Consider the following 21,403-nt stretch of genomic DNA (forward strand, 5'->3'; position numbering starts at 1 on the left):
AATTTGTTGTAAGTTTATTGTTTGTTTTTGGGCCTCACTTTGCTGAGGCTCAAGGCGTTAAGCCAGTCTCCGTTTCGTATGAAAACCTCATGCGTTGCTTCCCTGAGCTTCAAGATGAAAAGCTGTCGTTCAAAGTCGACCTCAATCGCCTGAAAGAGATCATGGACGAAAAGTTTGTGACCTCCCAGTCGCAGCTGCGTCAAAGGAAGATCCATTATCTGAATGCTGACAAAGAGCTGATGAACCTGATCCTGCGAACCAAGTTCGCCGGGGCTAAGAAGGTCGAGACCGAGCTTATTCTGCAGCAAGTCGACGAAAAGGGTGTCATTACCGATATCAAACTGACGAACAATCAGCGTCTGAACCCTAATCAGGACACGATCAACAACTTCCTGCTTAATGGAGTGATCAAATCAGACGAATACTCCTATAATGACACGAAGCTTAATAATGTGATCTCGACCTACCGCCGGAACTTTAAAGACATTCAGGAGATCGACCTGAACGACCGGGAAGGCAAGCGCACCGTACACTGTGAAAACCAGAAGAATCTCGGCATTATTTGCACCTGTTCTAAAAAATAAATCTGTTGAATATCGACCTTTTAGATATATACTTTTCCTTGTGTTGATCTAGGATTTTTCTAGAGTTTTAAAAGGTTTAGGCATTCGAGGTCGAAAAAGTTCTGAAGACTTAAAGGTCCCAAGAAATACAGACCCATAGATTCTGCAGCTGTTGAGGTGCTAGTGACATCTGAGAAAAAAACCTACAATTTCCTAATTGCGGGTGTTCCTTACAAATTAAAAACCTCTCATGACGACGCGACTGTTGAAGAGCTCGTTGAATTTGTAAATTCCAGAATGAATCAAGCCCTTGGTGTCACCAAGAATGGCTCCTATCAGAATGCAGCCGTGCTGACGGCGATGAATCTTGCCGAAGAACTTATTCTATTGAAACGCAAAGCCCACCGCGAGTTGGAAAAACTTGAAGAGAAGGCCTTGCAACTTTCAATGGATCTGGAAAATTCCAAGAACAACAAGGTTTTGAACAACTGACTTTGTTTTGATTTCTTGGAGTGTCCATGCCAGTTTCCTGGAGCTCTAAAAAGGACTGCCGGTCCTTCTTTAAATCTCTTTGTGCCCAAGAGTTTGCACAAGGTCTAGTTCAACAACAACAGCAGCTCGACGCCCATCTGCGTGATTTTATGAAATCACAGACGGGGGTTTGGGGAGCCTACCGGGCCTTGCCCGAAGAGGCTCAGGTCGAAGAGGTGTTTCACATTCTTCACCTGAGATGGGCCTTCCCCAAAATGCGCGAGGGTCTTTTGGAATTCTATGAGACCCGGGATTTTGATCTCGGGCCCTACGGAGTGCGGGAACCAAAACCCGGCTCTTTCCAAAGATCCCTGGCCGAAATGTCCGGTCTGCTGGTTCCCGGTTTGGTTTTTAATAAGAATGGCAATCGCCTCGGTAAAGGAAAAGGGTTTTACGATAAAACCCTGGAATCCTTCCCGGGGGTGAAAGTCGGAATAGGCTTTGATTTTCAAGTCACTGCCGATCTGCTTCCCACCGAGCCTCATGATGTGAAAATGGATTTCCTCATCACAGAATCAGGACTGGTCGATTGCAAGAAGCATCAGGAGTAAATGAATCATGGAGATCGTAATCAGCGCCATTATCGGCCTGCTCATCGGTGGAACAGTCGTCTTCGTTATCAAACGTCTGCAGGACAACAACAAAAAGAAATCCGCACGTTTCGAAGCAGAACGCATCGTCAACAAAGCCAACTCTGAAGCTGCCAAGCTGAAGAAGGATTCCGAAAACAAGGCCAAGGATTTCGAATCCCGCGCCCGCAAGAATGTCGAGCAGGATATTCACAAACAAAAATCCACTTTGAAAAACAAAGAATCCCAGCTGGAGCGCCGTTTGAAAGAGGTCGAAGACCAGTTCAAACAAAAGATGGAAGAAAACGAGCGCTATCTGAACTCTTTGAAAGACCGCGAGGAAAAAATCGCGATCTCTGAAAATCGCATCAAAGATCTTGAGAAAAAAGGAGAGGCTCACATTGGGGAGCTGAAGCAAAAGCTTGAGTCCGTAGCCGCCATGAGCCAGGACGAAGCGCGCCGCCAGTTGCTGACAGCTTTGGAAGACGAAGCGAAACAGGAAGCGGCGAAGAAGATCGCCCAGATCGAAGAAGAAGCAAACAAAGAATCCGAGAAAAAAGCCAAGCGCATTCTGGCAACAGCTTTGTCCCGCTTTGCTTCCGAGTACACTTCTGAAAGAACTGTCAGCGTTCTGGCTCTGCCAAACGACGAGATGAAGGGTAAAATCATCGGCCGTGAAGGTCGTAACATCCGCACATTGGAAGCCCACTGCGGTGTGGATCTGATCGTTGATGACACTCCAGAGGCGGTGGTTATCTCTGGTTTCGATCCGGTTCGCCGTGAACTGGCTCGTCGTACCATCGAAAAGCTGATGGAAGACGGTCGTGTTCACCCGGCACGTATCGAAGAAGTCGCTGAAAAACAAAGAAACGAACTGATGAAATCCATGAAAGAGGAAGGCGAGCGCCACGTGATGGAGCTGGGCATTCCGAACATGCACCCTGAGCTGGTGAAAATCATCGGTGGTTTGAAATACCGTTCTTACCAGGGCCAAAACGCCTTGAATCAGTCTTTGGAAGTGGCGACGATCGCCGGTCTTCTGGCGGCTGAACTGGGTGTCAGCGTGAAGCTGGCTCGCCGTGCAGGTCTTTTGCACAATATCGGTAAAGCGATCGATCACACCGTGGAAGGCAGCTATGCTTTCGTAGGTGCTGAAGCCGCTAAGAAATACAATGAATCCGAAGACGTTTGCCACGCGATCCGCGCTCACGATGAAGAGGAAAAACCTCACTCCATCCTGGCTTGGATTGTTCATGCAGCGTACACTCTTTCCAGCTCCCGTCCGGGCGCACGTCGTCCGCAGATGGATACCTTCATTCATCGTTTGGAAGACCTGGAAAGCATCGGCAACAGCTTCGACGGCGTTTTGAAAACATTGGCGCTGCAAGCCGGTAAAGACATCCGCGTGTTGGTTGAATCCAGCCGTGTGACCGATGATCAGGCCGTGATGCTGTCCCGTGATATCGCTCGTAAGATCGAACGCGAGATGCCTCAGGCCGGTCAGGTGAAAGTCACTGTGGTTCGTGAAACCCGTTCTGTGGAGCATGCAAGATGATGAGTCCTCAGGAGCAGCTGGAAAGAATCAAATTCGGCACGGCCGACTTCATCAATGACGAGGACATGCTTAAAAAACTTAAGCGCTCGATCGAGACGAAGAAACCTTTGAATATCAAACTGGGTGCAGATCCAACACGTCCGGATATCCATCTGGGCCACACCGTTGTGATCAACAAACTGAAAACCTTCCAGGATCTGGGGCACAAGGTGTCCTTCCTGATCGGAGATTTCACGGCGATGATCGGGGATCCCTCCGGTAAAAACAGCACACGCCCGATGCTGACTCGCGAAGAGATCGAGGAAAACGGCCGCTCTTACGCAAAACAGATCTTCAAGATCCTGGATCCGGAAAAAACCGAGATCGTGTACAACTCCAGCTGGATCATGAAAATGACACCGGCGGAATTCATCACCATGACTTCCAAGTACACCGTGGCTCAGCTGCTAGAGCGCGAGGATTTCACCAAACGTTACAGATCCGGCACTCCAATCGGTATTCACGAATTCATCTATCCTCTGACTCAAGGTTACGATTCCGTGGCTTTGAAAACGGATGTTGAGCTGGGTGGTACGGATCAGAAGTTCAATCTTCTGGTGGGCCGTGCGATGCAGGCCGCTTACGGAATGGAAGCACAGTGCGTGCTGACCATGCCGATTTTGGAAGGTATCGACGGCGTGAACAAGATGTCCAAGTCTTTGGACAACTATATTTCTGTGGTGGATACACCGAAAGACATGTTCGGAAAAACCATGAGAATTTCCGACGAGCTGATGTACCGCTGGTACGAGCTTTTGACTGACGTCGGTGCTGCTGGTTTGAATCAGCTGCGTGCGGATGTGGCCGAAGGCCGCAAGCACCCGCGCACAGTGAAAGTGGAGCTGGCAAAATTCCTTATCAAACGTTTCCATTCCCAGGCTGAAGCGCAAGCGGCGGAAGACGAGTTCAACCGCATCTTCGTGGAAAAAGGTCTGCCGGATGAAGTACCGGACTTTGAAGTCGAAGCCGAGACCCAAGTGGGGCTGGCGGCATTGATGGTGAAAGCCCAGCTGGCTGCTTCCAACAGTGAAGCCGGTCGTTTGATCCAGGGTGGTGGGGTGCAGATTGATGGCGAGAAGGTTTCCGACCCTCGTTTGAAAATCGACCTGAAGTCCGGCGCAAGCTTCGTGCTGAAAGCCGGTAAAAAGAAATTCGTTAAGATTGTTGTTAAGTAGTCAGAACTGATCGGGGATCCGAGTTATGAAAATCAAATTTCTTCCGCAGAATATCGAAGTCGAAGGAACTCCTGACAAGAGCCTTTTGCAGATTGCAACGGAGAACAAACTGGAAATCCGATCCATCTGCAAAGGTGTTCCATCCTGTGCAGAATGCCGGGTGCGTATCGCCGAGGGCGAGTCCAACACTCTGCCCCCGACGAAAGCCGAGTTGAGCCTGATCGGAACGAGTCACTTTATTGATGGCCGCCGTTTGAGCTGCCAGGTGCGTTGTTATGGCGATGTCACCGTGGACCTGACTGAACAGGTTCAAAAGAGTGAAAACAAAGTCAAAAAAATCAGGGGCTTCCGCGCCAACAAGCAGGTTGAATCCAAGGCCGTCAACGACACGATGCTTTTGACTGAAAAGCCGGAAGACCGCCCACAGCATCAGCAGGCAGACCGCAGTGCTGACTCAGCTGAAACTTCCACTGAGGTGGCAGCTGAAGGTGTGGCGGCGGAACAAACTCAAAATCAGCCAAAACAGCAACAACAAAAGCAGCGTCAGCAGCAACAGAACCGCCCGCAGCAGCAAAAGCAGCAGGGTGGTGGCGGTGGCAATCGCAACCAGCAGCAGAATCAAAAGCAAGGTCAGCAGAAGCAAGGCGGCCAGCAACAGAAGCAAGGCCAGCAAAAACAGGGTCAGCCGAAGCAGCAGCAAAATCAAAAGCCGCAGCAACAGCAGAACCAGAATCGCAATCAGAATCAAAACCGCAATCAGCAGCAGGGCCAGAAGCCTCAGCAAAATCAGCAGCCAAAACAGGACCGCAAGGATAATCAATAATCCGAGCGGTCTGGACCTGTGGGCAGTGTCCTGTAAACAGATCTTTACCGATAAGTTTCACGGATGTCACACAAGATCACTTTCCGGGAACGGGGACAAGGGCCGCTGCTAATACTTCTTCATGGTTATGGAGGAAGTGTTCACCATTGGGAGTCCATCGCGGAAACCCTGTCGGCTCATTATCGGGTGGTTGTGCTCAATCTCAGTCACATTTATATGAGCAGCGATAAGCTGTTCTTCACCGTGCAAATCGAAGCCGTCGCCAAGTTCATTCGTGAAAACTTCCCGGGTGAAAAAGTCAGTCTTGCGGGGCTGAGTTACGGTGGTGCTTTGTCGTGGGGTTTGGCCACGCAGCATCCGGATCTGGTTGAAAAAACCGTTTTGATCAACCCGATGGTGACAGATCCCATTCGCCACTTCCTTCCAAAGGAATTGAAATTCTTTTTTGCCATTCCGCTCAACTTGAAAAGTGTCTATGTAATGCTTTCGACACCGATGGGTCGTGCTTTCCTGAAACGTTCAGCGCAGATCTTCCGCGATGAACGCAGTGAAGGAAACGTGTCAGTGGAAACACTGAAGGGCCGCAAGCTGCAGTTTGTGGCGCACATGATTCATCACTTCGCCTGGATCCTGCGTTCTGAAGACTGGGCTTACTGGCATACGCGTTTGTACACGTACCGTGGCGAATGCCGGTTGATCTTTGATGAAAAGGATCTGCTTTTTGATCAGGCGGCCTATCGTCATTTTGCCAACCATATCGGCTGTGAGGATGTTGTGATTTTGACGGGTGCAGGGCACCTGGCAATTAAAACGCAGCCCGAAGAAGTCTCGCGTCTCATACGTGAGTTTTTAAGCGAATCCGTTGCCGCATGAAAAAGAAAAAGGGAGTCGTGAAGACTCCCTTTTTTGTTTTTGCATGTAAGGATAAAACTAAACGTTGAAGCTGGAACCGCAGCCGCAGTGTTTGTTGGCGTTCGGGTTGTTGAACACAAACCCTTTGCCATTCAAGCCGCCGGAATACTCCAGCGTCATGCCCAAAAGATAAAGCATGCTTTGAGAATCCACCGCGACTTTTTGGCCTTGGGATTCAAAGAACTTGTCTCCATCCCGAGTCACGGTATCGAAATCCATTTTGTAAGACAGGCCTGAACAGCCGCCTTTTTTCACCTCAACGCGCAGAAAAGCCGCGTCGTCTTTTCCTTCATCTTTTTTTAGGGAAGCCAGTTTAGTTGCTGCTTCAGGTGAAATAGTGATCATAGAAAGCTCCTTTAACGTCGCAGCTAGTATAACACAGCTGTCAAGGGCTGGGGAGCCCCTGGTAGGCCCTCCGGGGAGATTGTTCAAATATATGAATTTATTAACTATTTTTGAATAGCTTGCTTAAGGATCTGAGCCGCACGGCTTAATTCATCCTGAGTCGTCCAACGGCCCAGGCTTAGGCGCAGCGAGCACTGAACCTCTTCCGTGCTCAGTCCAAGGCCTTTCAGTACGTGGCTGACCACCATCGCGCCGGTGCCGCAGGCTGAGCCCGTGCTCACGCCCAGCTTCTGCAATCGAGGCAGGATCTGTTCAGTTTTGATGCCAGGTAAAGTGATGTTCAAATTTGCCGGTGATCTGTCGGTCGGGTGACCGTTCAGTTTTACGCCCGGGATGTTTTGCTGAAGTTCAGACCACAGGAAATCACGCAGATCTTTCATGTGCTGGACTTCTGCGGTGAAGTTTTGCTGGCAAAGCTCGCAAGCCGTGCCGAAGCCAACCACCGCTGGCACATTGACGGTGCCTGAGCGAAGACCACGCTCCTGACCGCCACCATAAATCAATGGATTCAGTTGAACCTTCGGATCTTTCCCGCGGATGTAAAGAGCACCCACACCTTTGGGGCCATAGATTTTGTGGCCCGAGAAAGACATCAGATCGATGCCCATCTCGGTGACATTCACCGGGATTTTGCCGACCGCCTGAGTGGCGTCGGTGTGCAGATAGATTTGGTTCGCTTTGCAAAGAGCGGCGATTTCCGGAATCGGGTTGATGGATCCGATTTCGTTGTTCACCCAGATAAAGCTCATCAGTTTCGTGTGTGGTTTGATTGCCGCTTTCACCGCTTCAAGTTCAACCACGCCGAATTTATTCACCGGCAGGAAGTCGACTTCCACACCCATTTTCTGAGCAGCGGCCATGCCCTTCATAATCGAGCTGTGTTCAATATTGCTGGTGATAAAGTGAATCGGGCCGTTCGGATTTTCTTCACGCAGTTTGGAAATCAAACCGAAGATGACCCAGTTGTTGGATTCTGTGGCGCCACCAGTGAAGGTGACCTCCATGCCCTTGCAGCCAATAAAGCTTGCCAATTGGGTGCGGGCTTTGGAAACGGCATTTTCCGCGATCCAGCCCCAGTGATGACCGGCGCTGGCCGGGTTGCCGAAGAATTCTTTGAAGTAAGGTTCCATGGTGGCATAAACGCGCGGGTCCACGGGTGTCGTGGCGTTGTAATCAAGATAGATGCCGTTGTCCTGCTGCAAAGTCTTTCCCATAGGGCGTTCGGTGCTCATTTCCATAGTGCCTATGAGCTAAACCTTGCCCGGGCTTGGGGTCAACGAAAAACGCCGGAACGACGTCTTTAGGCAACGACTTTGTCTTTTTGTTTTGACTCAAAATCCTGGATTTTGTCGTTCAGGAAGTTCTGGGCCCGGTATTTGTCCAGATCCTGGATCTCGGCTTTCAATATATGCAGGTTGGACACGCCCTGATTCTGCAGGCGCTGCTTTTGCACATTGAAGAATTTTGATCCCCGGGGAGTGTAAAGGACGTATTTGTTGTTCTTGGGAAGGTAAATATAAACGTTGAATTCCACGGCCACGTCGCCCGCCAGCTCATTCAAGTCAATGCTGGCCATTTCCTCGTCGGCGGATTCACCAAAAGTGGTTTTTACATCGTGGCGAGGGAAGAAGGCCATGGCGACCTCGTTTCCATCGTGCACGGACTTGCGCAGGAATTCGGCTTGTTCCAAAGCCCATTCCTCGAAAGGGACCTCTTTGATTTTCAGCTGCATGGATTCGCTGTCCTCGATGTTTTCGCCATTTTCTTTCAGGAAACGGAACAGGCGTTCACGCACTTTTCCCAGGAAAATATCATCCAGCTTGCGATCTTTACCCATGGCGGTGATCAAATAGCCGGAAAAACGGGTGGATTCAATGACGATGCAGGAAATGTTGGTGGAATCTTCAATGGCCTCGGATTCCTCAAAGTTGGTCTGAAGGCATGATTTTTCCAAAGCGTCCTTGGTTCCACGCAGGATGATCGAATCCTGCTTTGATGCCAGCGGATTTTTTTCAATCTGCTCGGGTGTCGGACGATCCTTGCGGCGCACTTTGGGGGGCATTGGTGCCCAGCCCGAACCGGCTTTGTTGCCGCCGTTCTGACGCATCAGCATCGCATTCAGAGTTTCGTCGCTTTCATCGGCGCCATTTCCCATACTGTTGCCAGCGCCGTGACCTTGTTGTGCCCAGCTGGGACCGAGGCCGTTATTCTGAGTTGACGGTTGCATCAGCCCCAGATTCAGTTCTGAATTGGTGCCCGGCATGTAACCGATATTTGAGGCATGCTGAGGGCCACCGGCCGTGGCGGAACTGTCGGCTGCCGTCATTCCTGTGAACTGATTGTTGCCTTCGTCGCCGGCCAGCAGTTGTTGCAGAATGCTTTGCGCACTTTGTGCGCCCATGGTGCCGCCTTCGCCCTTGATGGCGATAAGCCCATCACCTTCAGCACCTGCGGCGCCATTTCGTTGAAACGGGTTGGTGACACCTTTGGCCTGCTGGTCTTTATAGAATTTGTTGACGGTTCTTTCGACCGCAGGGCCGGTCACCGGGGGATACAGCACGTATTCGCAGTTGCTGGTGTTCAGCATATTGAAGCTCGCGGCTGAATTTTCCTCGCCGAATATAATCACGCAGCAGGGAAAGGCCTGCGCCAGAATTTTGGGAAGATTTCTAACTTTGCGGTTGGGATGATCAATGCTGATCATCACGAACTGCGGCTGTTCCTGAACCAAAAAGATCAGAGCATCTTTAAGGTTCGTTGTGGACTTGATGGTCCAGTCGCGGTTTTTTAAAAAACCTTCGACGGTTCCAAGACCTGCCGGTTTGGATTTGATAATGAGGAGCTTTTTCTTGATCGAGCTTTGATCCATTCCCCACGTCCTTTGAAACGTTCTCATGTTTCTCTTAACGGCTTGTTGTTCTAAACAAACAAGCCGTCGGTGTTACACAAGGGATAGATTGCCAAGGCTTAACACAATACAGGCCCTTGGACCATGGTCTTATCGCACATCTGTATTGTTGAAATCGTGGGCTTGGCTCGGAAGAAAAGAATCTCTAGACTGAATGTATGAAAAAACAAACTCTGCACAGCCCGTCGTACTTTGTTTCTGGAGGCAAAAATCCAGAGAGTCTTTTCACGTGGAAAAAAGTGAACAGCGAGATTCGCAACCGCAAGGGCGAAGTTTTTTTTGAAATGAAAAATGTCGAAGCTCCCGAGGGATGGTCCCAACTGGCAATTGATATTGCTGCCAGCAAATATTTCCGCAAAGTCGGCGTGCCGGTGACGGGTCATGAAACTTCGGTGCGGCAGATGGTGGATCGGGTGGTGAAGGCGATTGTGGCATCAGCGATTCGCCAGGGCGGTTACTTTGCCACTCGCAAAGAGGCCGACATCTTTGCCAAAGAACTGAAATTCATTCTGCTGTCCCAGCGCGGGGCCTTTAACAGCCCGGTGTGGTTCAATGCCGGTTTGTGGGAAGCATACAAGTCCCAAAGTCCCAGTGAACATTTCGCCTGGGATGAAAAAAAGAAATCCATTCAAGCCACCAAAAATGCCTATGAGCGCCCGCAGTGCTCGGCGTGTTTCATTCAAAGCGTGGACGACAGCATCGAGGGCATTTTTGACCTGGCGAAAACTGAAGCCAAACTTTTCAAATACGGCTCCGGCACGGGCAGCAACTTTTCAAAAATTCGCAGCAAGTACGAAGCCACGAGTTCCGGCGGAAAAAGCTCGGGCCTGATTTCTTTCCTGGAAGTTCTGGATAAAGGCGCTGGCGCCATCAAATCCGGCGGCACGACCCGACGGGCGGCCAAAATGGTGGTGGTCGACATCGATCACCCCGAAGTTCTGGATTTCATCGACTGGAAAATGCGTGAAGAGCAAAAGGCGCATCTTTTGATCGCGGCCGGATTGAGTGCGGATTTCGAGGGCGAAGCCTATCGCACAGTTTCAGGCCAAAATGCCAACAACTCGGTTCGTGTCAGCGATGCTTTTATGAAAGCTGTCGAAAAAGAGAGCCCGTGGAAACTGAAAGCACGACTTAGCGGTAAAGTTTTGCGTGAAATCCCCGCCGCCGAGGTGTGGGGGCGTATCACCCGGGCCGCATGGATGTGCGCTGACCCGGGGATACAGTTCCACGACACCATCAACAAGTGGCACACCTGCCCAGAAACTGACGTGATTCATTCCAGCAATCCTTGCTCTGAGTATATGTTCCTGGATGATTCCGCCTGCAATCTGGCGTCAATCAATCTGGTGAAGTTCCTGGGTGATACCGGTGATTTTGATTTTGAATCCTTTATTCACACAGCGCGAACTTTGTTCGTGGCGCAGGAAATTCTGGTGGATTATTCCAGCTATCCGACACAAAGAATTGCACAGAATTCACATGACTATCGTCCTTTGGGCCTGGGTTTTGCCAATCTGGGAAGCCTGTTGATGCGAAAAGGTGTTGCCTATGACAGCGACGAGGGTCGTGCATGGGCGGGGGCCTTGACCGCGCTGATGTCGGGGGTGGCGTACCTGACCAGTTCCGAGATGGCGCGGGCCAAGGGGCCATTTGCGGGGTATCGCAAAAACAGCAAGTCCATGCTGAAAGTGATGAAGATGCACGAGCGTGCTTTGAATCAGGTCGCGTGGAAGATGCTGCCATCAGGGATCGACAAGGCCGTGAAGAACCTGTGGAAGGGTGTTTTGTTTAACGGGGAAAAACACGGTTTCAGAAACTCTCAAGCCACCGTCATTGCACCGACAGGAACCATCGGTCTGTTGATGGATTGTGACACCACCGGAATTGAGCCGGACTTTTCTTTGATCAAATTCAAAAAACTGGTGGGCGGGGGTGAGATTCAGATTGTGAATCAGTCCGTCGACGCCGCCCTGGAGGCTTTGCAGTACACCGAGGAAGAGCGTCAGGGGATCTTGAAGTACGTGGAAGAAAACAACTCGGTGGTCGGGGCTCCGCAAATGCACCCGGAAGACCTGCCGGTCTTTGACACCGCCACGGCAATGCCGGGCCAGCGGGTTTTGTCCCCGGAAAGTCATGTGAAGATGATGGCGGCAGTGCAGCCGTTTATCAGCGGGGCCATTTCCAAAACGGTGAATATGCCAAGTTCGGCCACCGAAGAGGACATCAGCCGCATTTACTTCCTGGCCTGGAAACTCGGAGTGAAGGCTGTTGCAGTCTATCGGGACGGCAGCAAGCAAAGTCAGCCTCTGAATCTGAAGGAAAAGGCCAAAGCCGTGGAAGAGGTCAGCGTTCCAAATTTCACCATGAAATGCCCGGAATGCGGGAGTGACACAGTGCTTACGAGCGGCTGTTACAGATGTCCAAACTGCGGCACGACGGTGGGTTGTTCCTGAAGACTTGAAGGGCAACTCGCTGCGGCGGTGCTGGTCAAACTTTGGAGGGGCCTTTATTCTCTCTGTTCTCTTTAACTAAGGACTGCTTTATGTCTAAAAAAGATATTTTTGGTGATGATATTAACGAGACAAAAGACTTCGCAAGTTTCGAAGAACTTTTTGCTCAATCTGAAAAAGGGATGAAGACCAAACTTTCCGTGGGCGATCAGGTTCATGGCGAGATTCTTTCCATCGGTAAGGAAGAGGCTTTCGTAGCCACGGGCACTCCGACAGACGGCATGATCCTGACCAAGGATCTTTTGGATGAAAACAAAGAAGTAAAATACAAAGTCGGCGATTACATCGACTGCGTTGTCACTTCCATCAAAGGTGGCGAAGTTCGTCTGGCTAAAAAAGGCTCGATGAATGCCTCCACAGATTCTTTGGAAGACGCTTTCGACATGGAACTTCCAGTGGAAGGCCGCGTGACTGAAACCTGCAATGGCGGTTTCCGCGTGAACATCCAGGGTAAAACGGCGTTCTGCCCGATCAGCCAGATCGACAGCCGCTTTGTTCAGGATGCCAATGAATACGTGGGTAAAAAATTCGACTTCATGATCACTCAGCTGGATCCAAAAGGGCGCAACATCGTTGTCTCCCGCCGCAAGGTTCTGGATCTGCAAAAAGCTGAAAACGAAGGCACGTTCATGCTGAAACATCAGCCGGGCGCTTTGCTGGAAGGCAAGATTGTTCGTCTGGAAAAATTCGGTGCGTTCGTGGAGCTGGAAGCAGGTATTGAAGGTCTGATCCACGTTTCTGAGCTTTCCTGGTCCCGCGTTCATGACCCTAAAGAAGTGGTGATGGCCGGTCAGCCAGTGACAGTGAAACTGATCAAAATGGAAGAAGTCGACGGACGTCTGAAAATTTCTTTGTCCCTGAAACAAGCTGATGGCGCTGGCAATCCTTGGATGACAGTTCCGCAGAAATTCCCAGTGGGCACAGTGGTGCAGGGGAAAGTGGAAAAGAAGGAAGCTTTCGGTCTGTTTGTGACTATTGCTCCAGGCGTGACGGGTCTTTTGCCTCGCTCCAAATGGCGTGATTCTGTTGATGCCGCTCAATACGAAAACAAAAAACGCGGTGACGATGTGACCGTTCAGGTGGACCAGATCATGTTCGAAGAAAAGAAAATTTCTTTGGCGTTGCCTGGAGAAGCGGAAGACCACAGCTGGAAGTCTCACTCTACGACCTCATCCGGTCTGGGGGCGATGGCAGAGGCTTTAAAAGGTCTTAACATCAAGAAGAACTAACGGATCTTCTTCGACAATTTGAAATTATGGAAAGCCCCTTGGAGCAAATACTCCAGGGGGCTTTTGTTTTTACTTTAGGACTTAAATCAGTTTTTCATCAATTTTCTGGTTAATCCTAAATAAAAGTGTTCCACGAGCCGATAAGAGATGCAGCTTTATGCCCTATCAGAACGTCCATCAGGGTGAGGGAATATGAACAGCAACATTGTGTCTTACATTGAGACAAAAATTCTGGAAAATGCCAAGGAACGCTGGTTGTTTCAGAACTTCAAATTTGAAGGACTGAAAGCCCGACCGCTTGAACAACGCAAGTACTTCGATTTCGGAGTGATTGAGGTGTTCCTGAATTCCAACGGCAGCATAGATGTGGCCGGTGATTTCTATCGTAATGCGATCACACCGAAAGAGTACAACTCCGTGCAGGATGCCTGCGCGATGGTGTATGACCATCTTCGCTATGCTGACCAGAACTATCACCGTCTGGTGCAGGCGCCGGAAGACTGGACGAAGAAAAGCTTCTTCGGCAAGCTTTTCTCGGGCTTTAAAAAAGCCGGCTAGTCACAGATTACGAATCCAGAAAATCAGAGCCATTTCGGCAAAGTACTGATGACGACGCTCTTTCATATTGGCTGACTTGTATGGACTGGTGATAAAGTCCTTCACCTTGCGGCCTTTGTATTCCAGACTGACTTCACAGCTGTGCTCATCCTTCGGCAACACATGCAGGTGCAGCCCGGCAGGGCTTTTCACCTCGCGGGATTTTGAAAAACTCCACATTTGATTCGTCATAAAACCACGCAGCACAGGCATCAGTCGGTTCATCAAAAACTGGCCGGTCACTTCATCAATCACACAAAGTGAGGGAATCTGCTTCAGTTTGTCGGCAAAGATTTCAGCCGCGTCTTCACCGTCGCGGGCCAGGGTGCAAAACTGCAGGGCCTCGGTCAGCTGGTCAAAGGCCGCCTGCAAGTCAGATTCTTGGCTGCGGTAGTAAGAGGCCTTCACTTCCACATAAGGCAGATGCACGCGGTAACCCTTGTCCACGGCAACGCCTTTTAGCACTTCTTCGACAATCACAGCCACGTCGGATTCACCAACGCCCAGGGTGTCCCACTTGCGGGTCAGGTAAGGATCCAAACTCTGCGCCTGCTCAGTAAGCCAGTTCTGAATGCTCGCATCCCACACCGCTTCGATTTCGCGCGGGGGGCCGGGCAGGACAAAAACTTTTTTTCCGTGAGCTTCTACCGAAAAACCATTGGCCGTACCTTCGCGGTTGGGAAGAATGGTGGCGCCTTCAGGGAAGTAACACTGCTGGCGCTGGATGTCCTTCACGATATATCCGCGGGAGGTCAGGCGGTCGGTGACATGCTGCCAGCTCTTTTCGTCAAACAGCAGTTTTTTACCAGCCCAGTCGGCCACTACATCACGGGTGAAATCATCAGAGGTGGGGCCAAGGCCGCCGGTAACAAAGATCAAATCTGCTTTGGCGGCACAAAACTCGATTCCCTCAAGCATCAAGGGGCGTTCGTCCGGAACCACAAGGTGGGCTTTGGTCGTCAGTCCCAGGTCTTTGAGTTTTTTGGAAATCCAGGAGGCATTTTTGTTTACTATCTGACCGTCGGTCAGCTCGGTTCCAATGCCCAATACAGCGGCTTTCATATTCTGCGGTCTCCCTCGAAGAAATTTAAGGTATTCCACCCCCGGATTTGCGTCCAGAACCAATGCCGGGCCCCTTGTTAAATGGCACAGATGCGACGCATTATTGTGGTCAAAACCTTGCCCCGAAGGCAGTCACTACATAGATTCACCAGACTGTACTGCACCTTTAAGGAGTCCTAATATGTCTTTCAATTGGAAAGAATTCGATCTGTACAATCCAACCCCTGAACACGCAATGTTGCGTGAAACTTTGAAGTCTTTCACTGAGGCTGAAATCGAGCCGCAAGCGCACGAACATGATCGCAGTGAAAAGTTCAATCTGGAGCTGTTCCGCAAAGTGGGTGAGTTGGGTCTTTTGGGAATCACCGTTCCTGAGCAGTTCGGCGGTGCAGGGATGGATGCCACAGCGGCGACCATCGTTCATGAAGAGTTCTCTGCCGCGGATCCGGGTTTCTGCCTGGCGTATCTGGCGCACTCCATGCTTTGCGTGAACAACATTGCTGTGAACGGCAGTGATGAACAGCGCCACCGTATTTTACCAAAGCTTTGCTCTGGTGAGTGGGTGGGCTCCATGGCGATGTCAGAGCCTGCTATCGGAACAGACGTTCTGGGCATGCAGACGACAGCGGTAAAAAAAGGTGATGAATACATCATCAATGGCCGTAAGATGTGGATCACCAACGGTACCATCGATGAAAACAACACACCTTGTGACCTGGTTCTGGTCTATGCCCGCACTGGTGAAAAACACGGGCGTGCTTTGATCTCCACTTTCCTGGTTGAAAAAGATCACAAAGGCTTCGCTGTCGGTCAGAAGATCAAAGACAAGCTGGGCATGCGTGGTTCCAACACCGCAGAACTTGTGTTCCAGGACTGTCACGTTCCGGCAAGTGCACTGATTGGCCACGAAGGTGACTCCATGCTGCACATGATGCGCAATCTTGAAATCGAGCGCCTGACACTGGCTGCGATGAGTTTGGGTATTGCCCGTCGTTCTATTGAAATCATGAACCGTTACGCGACAGAGCGTGAGGCTTTCGGCAAATCCTTGAATCACTTCGGTCAGATGCAGCGTTATATCGCGGATTCCTATGCTGAATACAAAGCGGCTCGTGCGTATGTTTACGAAACAGCTCGCCGTATGGATTTGAACAAAGAAGGCAACCGTCTGGATTCTGACGGTGTGAAACTTGTGGCAACCACGATGGCAAAAAATGTGGCAGACCGTGCGATCCAGGTTCTGGGTGGTTACGGCTACGTGGGCGAATACGTGGTGGAAAGACTTTGGAGAGACGCGAAGTTGCTTGAGATCGGTGGCGGTACTTTGGAAGCCCACCAGAAGAACATCACTCGCGACCTGGCAAAAAATCCGGAAGCTCTTTACAAATAGTCCAGTCTACAGAGGTCAGAATGTTCCCATATGGGCCCGAACTTGAAATCAATGCCAATCTTCGCGTGAACTACCAGCTGGTGCTGGAGAAGATCGGGCCCCTGCTGACTGATGAACGCCGCCAGAAGATCGAAAAAGTGGTGGCGCTTCGCAATTTTGACACGGCCGTGGTGCTTGAGGGCATCTATGACCGTGGCAATATCTCGGCGGTGATGAGATCTGCGGAAGGTTTGGGCTTTGGCAATTTCCACGTCATTGAAACCCAGGAAAAATTCAAAGAAGCCAACCGTGTCACCCAAGGGGCTGACAAATGGGTCGAAGTCAAAAAATGGAAAAAGACTGCGGACTGTGTGAAGGCTTTGAAAAATCAGGGTTACAAAATCTATGTGACCCATCTGGATGCGAATGCCAAACCTCTGCACGAAGTTGATTTCAGTGGGAAGAGCGCCCTGGTGCTTGGTAACGAGCGTGACGGTGTGACCCCTGAAATGATTGCGGCCGCAGATCAAACGATCATCATTCCCATGACGGGCTTTGTGCAAAGTTTCAATATTTCCGTGGCCGGGGCTCTGGGGCTTTATCATATTTCCCAAGACCGCTTGAAACGCCGTGGAACCAACGCATCCCTGACGGAAGAAGAGCAGGGGATCTTGCGGGCTCACTATTACATGAGAACCCAGGACAGCGCGGCCCAGTATCTGGAAGAGATGTTTTCCCGGGGCACTCTTAAATCCTGACTTCAAACTTGTGTCGCCCTTTAATTTCCAATAACCTTATTGGAAAGAAAGGGGACCCCCATGAAGAAACTGCTTTTGCTTCCCGTTCTGTTTGCGGCCGCTGCCTGTGCGCAAAAATCCGTAAGCCTTACGCCGGATAAACCGGTCAGCACTAAAATTCCTTTTTTCATGACAAGGCCTCAGCCGACAACTCCGGTAGAGCTGGTGTTTGATAAAGACCATGCAGCGCCAAAGCCCATGAATTATCGCAAGAGCGAATCTTTGCGAATGTCCGGCAGTGCCACGTTCAGTCCGAAGGCGCTGAAAGAAGTCGCTAAGCCCGTTAAAAAGAACAAGGCCTCTTTGTACGTCTTTGACCTGCGCCAGGAATCCCACGGTCTGATCAATGACATTCCGGTGACCTGGTACGCCGACCGTGACTGGGCCAATGCCGATCTAAATCATGAAGAAGCTGTTCGCCGCGAACGCCGCTTGTTGGGGGATCTGCGTGTGGGGGACACGGTGGGGGCGACCGCCATTCAAAGCATTGAAACCGAAGAAAGCATGATCCGCACCGGGGGCCATCAGTACGTGCGCCTGACCGTGACCGATCATGTGCGTCCGGTGGATTCTGAAGTGGATCGTTTTATTGAAAGCGTGCGTGCCCTTCCGGAAAATGCCTGGGTGCATTTTCACTGCCGTGCCGGTAAGGGTCGTACAACCACATTTATGGTTTTGTACGACATGCTGAAAAATGCCAAGACCGTTTCGTTTGATGAAATCATCAAGCGCAATACCGAACTCAGTAACGACTATGACGTGCTGACGGTGCCAGCCGATGAAAAGGACTGGAAGTATCCTTATCAGAAAGAGCGTGCGGCATTCGTTACTGAATTCTATAATTATGCCAAAGCCCATCCAAATGGAGAGGGCATGCTTTGGGGTGAGTGGGTGTTAAGATGAAATATTTGATGATTGTGGCTGTAGCCCTGGTGTTGTCAGCCTGTGCGACCAAGAAAACCAAAGACCTGGATTTTGATGATCTGCCGGCTGAAAAGAAGACCGCAGCAAAGTCGTCCAAGACGGACAAAGCTCCCAAGGCTGACGCAAGCCCGGCGGAAATGGCTCGCAATTCCGGAATTGTGGTGGACCCGCAGGAACTGGCGCTGTTGGATCGTATGACCAAGGCGGTGGAGCTTTACGTGCACAAAGGGAACAAAAAGGAATTCAACACCCTTTGCAAAAACAAGCGCTTTGATTGTTTCGTGAATGACAAATTCCACCCGGCTAAAAAGAAGAAAACCGCACGCGGAATTCCTCCCTATGCCAGCGGTTCAAAAATGGGCCTGCAAGGGGAAGAACGCATTCAGCTTCGCTACGAGTTTTATCCTTAGTTTTTTCTTAAGATGATGGACTTCATCAGGGGCTCCTGATCCGGGAGCTCAAAGTCCAATCCTTGTGCCGGAGCCGGCAAAATCTTGAATGAAAAATCTTTTTTCAGTTTGTTCAGGCGCAGGTGCAGATCTCCTGTCGTCCATTTCTCGTAATTGGTGCAGAACAACAGCAGACCGTCTTTTTGCAGGCAGTACATGCAGTTGATCAGCAGCTCATCAAAGTTCTTGCTGATGGAGAAGACCCCGTTTTTGGATCGCCCGAAAGAGGGCGGATCACAGACGATCATACCAAATTTTCTTTTGCGACGGATGGTGCCCTTCAGGAACAGGATGCAATCCTGCACCCAGAATTCGTGATTTTCGGCTTCAGGATCAAGGCCATTGATGGTGAAGTTGTGTTTGCTCCAGTCGATGAAGTTCTGGGACACGTCCACGGTGCAGACTTCGCGTGCGCCAGCCAAAGCTGACACCACACTGAATCCACTGGTGTAAGAGAACAAATTCAAAACACTGCGGCCTTCGGCGTGATTCTTCACCCACAGGCGGTTTTCACGCTGATCCAGGAACAGTCCCGGCGACAGGCCGGTATCGCTGCGCAGATCATAGATCACACCGTTTTCCTTGGCCTGCCAGCGCGAAGCGGTGTTGCCGATATGCCAAAGCAGCTCGGCATTCGGGTCTTCCCCGCGATTGAGCATCTTTCGGACAAGAATCTTTTTGTGATATTTCTTTGCGATTTTTTCAAAGCGCAACAAATCCTGAACCGTCGGATCGGATTCTTTGTACCAGTAGACCCACAGATATTCGCCATACTGATCGATGCGGTAAGTGTCCAGCTCGCGATGGGCAAGGCGCAGACACTCATCAGTCAAAGTTGAAAACTTGTACATGCGTTCGCGGCGCTGAAAGGCTTCTGTCAGGATTTGTTCTTCCGGATCTGCCGTGAAGTCGTCTTCGGCCCAGCCTGGCAGCGGGGTTTCATAGCGGACTTTTTGGCCATTCAATTCAAAGCCCAACACTTGCGAGTGCAGGCACAGGCGGAAGTGGTTCGTGCCATTGTGATCACTGTCACCCAGGACGGCGATGCCGTTGGCTTCAGCATGCAGACGGATCTGGTGCGGTTTACCCGTGTGGGGCACGGCTTCCCACAACTGGTAAGGACCCAAAGCTTTCACCCATTTGAAACTGGTTTTGGAATTGGGCTCTTGGGTGTCGCGGCTGACGAAGACATTTTTTTCCTTCTGGATGAAGGATTCATAGGTGAACTCCGTGCGGGCGATTTTTTTGTCGGTCAGGAAAAGGTATTTCTTTTCGACCTTGTGCTGCTCAAAGGCTTGAGTCAGCTGGGCGGCAATTTCAGAGCTGGTGGCAAAGACCAAAGCGCCGGAAGTGGCTTTGTCCAGACGATGCACGGTGTAGAGCTTGCGATCCAGTTCTTCTTCATAAATTTCGACACAGCCGCGCTGACCATACTCGGGCGTATGGGTGTTCAGACCTGCGATCTTGTCAACGAAGATGCAGCCCGCTATTTCGGTGTGTTGAAGCTTAATTATCCGTGTCATCCGACTACTATAATTCGGTTTTTATTGTGGGTCACTGGGAGATTCGTTAGAACTTATAGCTGGACCTCGCCGCTCAGACAGTCCTCGTTCGTGTTTTTTTTGGCGGTGGCTCCGCTGAGGCTGTTTTGCCTCACTGCGGAACTCGCGTCGATGTCCAGCTATAAGTTCTAACGAATCTAACGGAGGCCTTGTTTTTATGAAAAACCGTATTCTAGTTCTTGCTTTGATGTTGATGCCATTTTTGGCAGGTTGTGGGATTCAATCTCTTCCTCAATCTAAGAATGCTACCGAGGCTGCTTTGGCTGAGGTGAACAATCAATACAAACGTCGGGCTGATTTGATTCCGAATCTTGTGAATGTTGTTAAGGGTTATGCGAAGCATGAAGAAGCTACGTTGACGGCGGTGACAGAGGCTCGTGCCAAAGCGACCGCTATGCAGATTGATCCTTCCAAAGTGACGCCAGAGCAGTTGGCGAAATTCCAGCAGGCGCAAAGTGGTTTGTCTCAAGCTTTGGGTCGTTTGATGGTGGTGTCAGAGCAGTATCCTCAGTTGAAAGCGGATCAGAACTTCCGTGATCTTCAGGCTCAGCTGGAAGGCACTGAAAACCGCATCACAATTGCTCGTCAAAGATACATCGAGACTATCAACGCATTTAACAACCAAGTCAGCGTTCCGCCGACAAGCTGGACAAATGCGATCATGTATCACTTCGAAAAAATGCCTCAATGGGACATGACTCCGGAAGAAAAAGCTTCTGCTGAAAAAGCACCGGAAGTGAAGTTCTAGTTTGTCAGGGAACATGCGTTTCTTAGCATATTCTTTTTTCGCTTTCTTCTTGGCCCTGGGTGTTTCCGCCCGGGCTGAGTTTAAGGTTCCCACGCTGACCGGTCCTGTGATGGACGAGGTCGGCTATCTTTCCCGCAACGACCGTCAAGAGCTGATGCAGCTTCTTTATGACTTCAACAAGCGCGGGGTCGCTCAAGTTCAAGTTTTGATCGTTCCTACCTTGGATGGCATGCCCATCGAGATGGCCTCCATTGCTGTCACTGACAAATGGAAGCTCGGGGACGAGAAAAAAGACAACGGGGTTTTGTTCCTGATTGCGGCGAATGATCGTAAGCTGCGCATCGAAGTCGGGCAGGGTCTTGAAGGCGCTATTCCTGACGTGATCGCCAGCAGAATCATTCGTGATCAGGTCGTACCACTTTTCCGCGCCCGTCAGTTTTCGGCCGGGATCGTTCTGGGCACGCATGAAATCCTGCGCCTGGCGGATAAAGAGTTCGCTGAACAAAACGGATTGCAAGAAGGTGTTCCTGCAAAAAGTGACCGTGATGGCTCCGGCGGCGATATTCCCATTGGTGTGATCATTATTCTCTTCATCATTATTTCTATCCTGGGTCGCTTTGGTGGCGGTCGTGGACGTCATCTTCGTGGAGGTGGCGGCTGGGGCGGTGGCTACGGC

Annotated in this window: 21 protein-coding genes; 16 read left to right on the forward strand and 5 right to left on the reverse strand. The window is 50.6% G+C overall.

Going from position 1 to position 21,403, the window contains the following annotated elements; translation table 11 throughout:
- Positions 1–89 precede the first annotated feature (89 nt).
- From ACNQKP_RS18290 to ACNQKP_RS18320, 7 genes are all read left to right on the forward strand, one after another.
- A complete protein-coding gene (locus ACNQKP_RS18290; RefSeq protein WP_417866734.1) occupies positions 90–584 on the forward strand; it encodes a hypothetical protein in 495 nt (164 codons plus the stop codon).
- 162 nt (positions 585–746) lie between these two features.
- On the forward strand, positions 747–1,055 hold the full coding sequence (locus ACNQKP_RS18295) for a cell division protein ZapA (protein WP_088566884.1): 309 nt from the start codon (positions 747–749) through the stop codon (positions 1,053–1,055).
- 26 nt (positions 1,056–1,081) lie between these two features.
- On the forward strand, positions 1,082–1,645 hold the full coding sequence (locus tag ACNQKP_RS18300) for a 5-formyltetrahydrofolate cyclo-ligase (RefSeq protein ID WP_417866736.1): 564 nt from the start codon (positions 1,082–1,084) through the stop codon (positions 1,643–1,645).
- 7 nt (positions 1,646–1,652) lie between these two features.
- Entirely contained in the window at positions 1,653–3,218 is a 1,566-nt protein-coding gene (rny, locus tag ACNQKP_RS18305) for a ribonuclease Y (protein ID WP_417866738.1), read from the forward strand.
- Positions 3,215–4,432, forward strand: coding sequence for a tyrosine--tRNA ligase (gene tyrS, locus ACNQKP_RS18310; RefSeq protein ID WP_374028089.1), 1,218 nt, complete (start codon positions 3,215–3,217; stop codon positions 4,430–4,432). Before rny ends, tyrS begins: the two co-directional genes overlap by 4 nt.
- Positions 4,433–4,457: 25 nt before the next feature.
- Positions 4,458–5,255: a 2Fe-2S iron-sulfur cluster-binding protein gene (locus ACNQKP_RS18315; protein ID WP_417866741.1), complete on the forward strand. Its 798-nt coding sequence runs from the start codon at positions 4,458–4,460 to the stop codon at positions 5,253–5,255.
- A 63-nt stretch (positions 5,256–5,318) separates the two neighbouring features.
- Entirely contained in the window at positions 5,319–6,128 is an 810-nt protein-coding gene (locus ACNQKP_RS18320) for an alpha/beta fold hydrolase (protein ID WP_417866743.1), read from the forward strand.
- 57 nt (positions 6,129–6,185) lie between these two features.
- Here ACNQKP_RS18320 and ACNQKP_RS18325 read toward each other — a convergent pair whose 3' ends face one another.
- From ACNQKP_RS18325 to ACNQKP_RS18335, 3 genes are all read right to left on the reverse strand, one after another.
- Positions 6,186–6,512: a HesB/IscA family protein gene (locus ACNQKP_RS18325; protein WP_038451152.1), complete on the reverse strand. Its 327-nt coding sequence runs from the start codon at positions 6,510–6,512 to the stop codon at positions 6,186–6,188.
- Between the two features lie 104 nt (positions 6,513–6,616).
- Positions 6,617–7,810, reverse strand: a complete 1,194-nt coding sequence (locus tag ACNQKP_RS18330) for a cysteine desulfurase family protein (protein WP_417866745.1) — start codon at positions 7,808–7,810, stop codon at positions 6,617–6,619.
- Between the two features lie 62 nt (positions 7,811–7,872).
- Positions 7,873–9,441: a hypothetical protein gene (locus ACNQKP_RS18335; protein ID WP_417866747.1), complete on the reverse strand. Its 1,569-nt coding sequence runs from the start codon at positions 9,439–9,441 to the stop codon at positions 7,873–7,875.
- A 197-nt stretch (positions 9,442–9,638) separates the two neighbouring features.
- On the opposite strand from ACNQKP_RS18335, the gene ACNQKP_RS18340 reads away from it, so the two are divergent.
- The 3 genes from ACNQKP_RS18340 (at position 9,639) to ACNQKP_RS18350 (ending at position 13,777) form a co-directional block, all read left to right on the forward strand.
- On the forward strand, positions 9,639–11,933 hold the full coding sequence (locus ACNQKP_RS18340; RefSeq protein ID WP_417866749.1) for a vitamin B12-dependent ribonucleotide reductase: 2,295 nt from the start codon (positions 9,639–9,641) through the stop codon (positions 11,931–11,933).
- Between the two features lie 89 nt (positions 11,934–12,022).
- Entirely contained in the window at positions 12,023–13,219 is a 1,197-nt protein-coding gene (locus tag ACNQKP_RS18345) for a S1 RNA-binding domain-containing protein (protein WP_417866751.1), read from the forward strand.
- 192 nt (positions 13,220–13,411) lie between these two features.
- Entirely contained in the window at positions 13,412–13,777 is a 366-nt protein-coding gene (locus tag ACNQKP_RS18350; RefSeq protein ID WP_417866753.1) for a hypothetical protein, read from the forward strand.
- Here ACNQKP_RS18350 and ACNQKP_RS18355 read toward each other — a convergent pair whose 3' ends face one another.
- On the reverse strand, positions 13,778–14,878 hold the full coding sequence (locus tag ACNQKP_RS18355; RefSeq protein ID WP_417866755.1) for a competence/damage-inducible protein A: 1,101 nt from the start codon (positions 14,876–14,878) through the stop codon (positions 13,778–13,780).
- Between the two features lie 181 nt (positions 14,879–15,059).
- Here ACNQKP_RS18355 and ACNQKP_RS18360 point away from each other — a divergent pair, with 181 nt between their 5' ends.
- Genes ACNQKP_RS18360 through ACNQKP_RS18375 form a run of 4 tightly spaced genes read left to right on the forward strand, consistent with a single transcriptional unit; the run spans position 15,060 to position 18,378 of the window.
- Positions 15,060–16,268, forward strand: a complete 1,209-nt coding sequence (locus ACNQKP_RS18360) for an acyl-CoA dehydrogenase family protein (protein ID WP_038451159.1) — start codon at positions 15,060–15,062, stop codon at positions 16,266–16,268.
- Between the two features lie 20 nt (positions 16,269–16,288).
- Positions 16,289–17,005 (forward strand): TrmH family RNA methyltransferase, encoded by a 717-nt coding sequence (locus ACNQKP_RS18365; RefSeq protein WP_417866757.1) that lies wholly within the window; start codon positions 16,289–16,291, stop codon positions 17,003–17,005.
- A gap of 60 nt (positions 17,006–17,065) precedes the next feature.
- Positions 17,066–17,947 carry a fused DSP-PTPase phosphatase/NAD kinase-like protein gene (locus ACNQKP_RS18370; RefSeq protein WP_417866759.1) on the forward strand — a complete coding sequence of 294 codons (882 nt, stop codon included), beginning with the start codon at positions 17,066–17,068 and terminating at the stop codon, positions 17,945–17,947.
- The gene (locus ACNQKP_RS18375; RefSeq protein WP_417866761.1) at positions 17,944–18,378 is read left to right on the forward strand and encodes a hypothetical protein; all 435 of its coding nucleotides are present in this window, start codon (positions 17,944–17,946) and stop codon (positions 18,376–18,378) included. Before ACNQKP_RS18370 ends, ACNQKP_RS18375 begins: the two co-directional genes overlap by 4 nt.
- On the opposite strand, the gene ACNQKP_RS18380 is transcribed toward ACNQKP_RS18375, so the two are convergent.
- A complete protein-coding gene (locus ACNQKP_RS18380) occupies positions 18,375–19,940 on the reverse strand; it encodes a pseudouridine synthase (RefSeq protein WP_417866763.1) in 1,566 nt (521 codons plus the stop codon). The genes ACNQKP_RS18375 and ACNQKP_RS18380 overlap by 4 nt on opposite strands.
- 196 nt (positions 19,941–20,136) lie before the next feature.
- On the opposite strand from ACNQKP_RS18380, the gene ACNQKP_RS18385 reads away from it, so the two are divergent.
- Both ACNQKP_RS18385 and ACNQKP_RS18390 read left to right on the forward strand, forming a co-directional pair.
- A complete protein-coding gene (locus tag ACNQKP_RS18385) occupies positions 20,137–20,727 on the forward strand; it encodes a LemA family protein (protein WP_417866765.1) in 591 nt (196 codons plus the stop codon).
- A 13-nt stretch (positions 20,728–20,740) separates the two neighbouring features.
- Positions 20,741–21,403, forward strand: a 663-nt coding sequence (locus tag ACNQKP_RS18390; RefSeq protein ID WP_417866767.1) for a TPM domain-containing protein, incomplete at its 3' end; no start/stop codon positions are given.

This window comes from Bdellovibrio bacteriovorus (assembly GCF_048286975.1).
Lineage (GTDB): Bacteria > Bdellovibrionota > Bdellovibrionia > Bdellovibrionales > Bdellovibrionaceae > Bdellovibrio > Bdellovibrio bacteriovorus_H.

What these genes read in the sequence shown, in the direction of transcription:
- ACNQKP_RS18290 (WP_417866734.1), top strand. Translation starts at nt 90, where the DNA reads ATGCGTTGCTTCCCTGAGCTTCAAGATGAAAAGCTGTCGTTCAAAGTC.
- ACNQKP_RS18300 (WP_417866736.1), top strand. Translation starts at nt 1,082, where the DNA reads ATGCCAGTTTCCTGGAGCTCTAAAAAGGACTGCCGGTCCTTCTTTAAA.
- rny (WP_417866738.1), top strand. Translation starts at nt 1,653, where the DNA reads ATGGAGATCGTAATCAGCGCCATTATCGGCCTGCTCATCGGTGGAACA.
- tyrS (WP_374028089.1), top strand. Translation starts at nt 3,215, where the DNA reads ATGATGAGTCCTCAGGAGCAGCTGGAAAGAATCAAATTCGGCACGGCC.
- ACNQKP_RS18315 (WP_417866741.1), top strand. Translation starts at nt 4,458, where the DNA reads ATGAAAATCAAATTTCTTCCGCAGAATATCGAAGTCGAAGGAACTCCT.
- ACNQKP_RS18320 (WP_417866743.1), top strand. Translation starts at nt 5,319, where the DNA reads ATGTCACACAAGATCACTTTCCGGGAACGGGGACAAGGGCCGCTGCTA.
- ACNQKP_RS18325 (WP_038451152.1), bottom strand. Translation starts at nt 6,512, where the DNA reads ATGATCACTATTTCACCTGAAGCAGCAACTAAACTGGCTTCCCTAAAA.
- ACNQKP_RS18330 (WP_417866745.1), bottom strand. Translation starts at nt 7,810, where the DNA reads ATGGAAATGAGCACCGAACGCCCTATGGGAAAGACTTTGCAGCAGGAC.
- ACNQKP_RS18335 (WP_417866747.1), bottom strand. Translation starts at nt 9,441, where the DNA reads ATGGATCAAAGCTCGATCAAGAAAAAGCTCCTCATTATCAAATCCAAA.
- ACNQKP_RS18340 (WP_417866749.1), top strand. Translation starts at nt 9,639, where the DNA reads ATGAAAAAACAAACTCTGCACAGCCCGTCGTACTTTGTTTCTGGAGGC.
- ACNQKP_RS18345 (WP_417866751.1), top strand. Translation starts at nt 12,023, where the DNA reads ATGTCTAAAAAAGATATTTTTGGTGATGATATTAACGAGACAAAAGAC.
- ACNQKP_RS18350 (WP_417866753.1), top strand. Translation starts at nt 13,412, where the DNA reads ATGAACAGCAACATTGTGTCTTACATTGAGACAAAAATTCTGGAAAAT.
- ACNQKP_RS18355 (WP_417866755.1), bottom strand. Translation starts at nt 14,878, where the DNA reads ATGAAAGCCGCTGTATTGGGCATTGGAACCGAGCTGACCGACGGTCAG.
- ACNQKP_RS18360 (WP_038451159.1), top strand. Translation starts at nt 15,060, where the DNA reads ATGTCTTTCAATTGGAAAGAATTCGATCTGTACAATCCAACCCCTGAA.
- ACNQKP_RS18365 (WP_417866757.1), top strand. Translation starts at nt 16,289, where the DNA reads ATGTTCCCATATGGGCCCGAACTTGAAATCAATGCCAATCTTCGCGTG.
- ACNQKP_RS18370 (WP_417866759.1), top strand. Translation starts at nt 17,066, where the DNA reads ATGAAGAAACTGCTTTTGCTTCCCGTTCTGTTTGCGGCCGCTGCCTGT.
- ACNQKP_RS18375 (WP_417866761.1), top strand. Translation starts at nt 17,944, where the DNA reads ATGAAATATTTGATGATTGTGGCTGTAGCCCTGGTGTTGTCAGCCTGT.
- ACNQKP_RS18380 (WP_417866763.1), bottom strand. Translation starts at nt 19,940, where the DNA reads ATGACACGGATAATTAAGCTTCAACACACCGAAATAGCGGGCTGCATC.
- ACNQKP_RS18385 (WP_417866765.1), top strand. Translation starts at nt 20,137, where the DNA reads ATGAAAAACCGTATTCTAGTTCTTGCTTTGATGTTGATGCCATTTTTG.